General features: G+C 41.9%; 3 protein-coding genes. All 3 read right to left on the reverse strand.

All coding sequences use genetic code 11. From position 1 onward, the window contains the following. Positions 1-237 precede the first annotated feature (237 nt). Positions 238-468, reverse strand: a complete 231-nt coding sequence (locus QMD03_10010) for a hypothetical protein (protein ID MDI6777545.1) — start codon at positions 466-468, stop codon at positions 238-240. A 4-nt stretch (positions 469-472) separates the two neighbouring features. Next, entirely contained in the window at positions 473-706 is a 234-nt protein-coding gene (locus QMD03_10015; GenBank protein ID MDI6777546.1) for a hypothetical protein, read from the reverse strand. 180 nt (positions 707-886) lie between these two features. Further along, positions 887-1102 (reverse strand): hypothetical protein, encoded by a 216-nt coding sequence (locus tag QMD03_10020; GenBank protein ID MDI6777547.1) that lies wholly within the window; start codon positions 1100-1102, stop codon positions 887-889. Positions 1103-1254 lie beyond the last annotated feature (152 nt).

The raw sequence follows: 1254 nt of genomic DNA on the forward strand, positions 1-1254 counted from the left end.
ATTCGGGGGACATAGTACCTAATATTTCGATGTGTGAGGGATATTCGAGTAATCGGTATTATGTCCCCCGAATCGCCCAATCACCTATAGCTTTCCGATTTTCTCCCCCTCCCGAACACCCCCTTCGAAGCAATACCTTATGTATGTGGTTGTGGTTAATCTGCGGCTTCTTGAACAAAGGATTGAAGCGGCCTTTCAGGTCTCATCAATCCTTACTGGTTAGGCGATTTAAATAGATTATTTTGATACTTGCAGCGCCTCTTGCGCTTCTCGGGGTAGATGAACAAGGGTGAAATAGGACTGGGGATATAGATAATCTTCACCGGATTCGTCAATGACTCTTAGATATCCTTCCTTTTCGGCATCATGATCCGGTAAAATCTGATAAATCTTGCGCTTTTCCAAATCCTCACAGTCTTTATTCTCTACACAAAGCACAAATTTATGATTTTCCTTTTGATTTCCCATAATTTCAATCCAAAAACCTTTTGATTTTCATTTTCTTTCTGCCAAAGCCGTGGGCTTCGTACCAGTGCAATTCAGCTTTACGGATGTTGCCGGTCTGAAGCTTAACATTGGCAAACCCTTTAAGCTTTCGCCATCTGCCAGGACCATACAGTTTCTGAATCCGCATAATATCACGGATCCTCCCACCGATGGCAATGGTTTCAATCTCTTCAATTTCCCCAATTATCTCAAAAAACACAAGATTTTACATCTCTTTATTATTATTTTATTCGCCTAACGACACGGATAACCTGCTGAAAAAGCAAGCAAAAAGATGGTTAAAAGTAAAGAAGTAATTATAAACGATGAAATGAGTAGAAATCTAAAAATGGCCTGGCTTTTTCAGTCAGAGTTGATCCGCTTGTTCTCCGGCAAGTCACTATACTGCGATAGGAGTGAGAGTAAAAATGCGAGCAAGTTGCGCCGCACTCTTAACGTCACCCAGCCGCAATGCATTGCGAATATCATCCAGCTTGTATGCATCATCAAGAGATAAATAAGGGGACCATCCTTTATTCATATCGATCAATTCGACATCAACCTCGGCAACATATTGTCCCTCGTACACGAGCTTTGTACGTCGTCTTTTTTTCATTATGTTCTCCTCAGAAAATCTGTTGTCCACCGATCGGCATCAGGCCTGTAAGCAGTAACCAAAACGGCTGGCGAAGAAGTGCCCTTGGGAATTCCCCAAACTACGTGTATCGGGTTGTCAAAACGATCTTTAAGTAATACCAATACACATGG

Source organism: Syntrophales bacterium (assembly GCA_030018935.1).
Lineage (GTDB): Bacteria > Desulfobacterota > Syntrophia > Syntrophales > CG2-30-49-12 > CG2-30-49-12.

What these genes read in the sequence shown, in the direction of transcription:
- QMD03_10010 (MDI6777545.1), bottom strand. Translation starts at nt 468, where the DNA reads ATGGGAAATCAAAAGGAAAATCATAAATTTGTGCTTTGTGTAGAGAAT.
- QMD03_10020 (MDI6777547.1), bottom strand. Translation starts at nt 1,102, where the DNA reads ATGAAAAAAAGACGACGTACAAAGCTCGTGTACGAGGGACAATATGTT.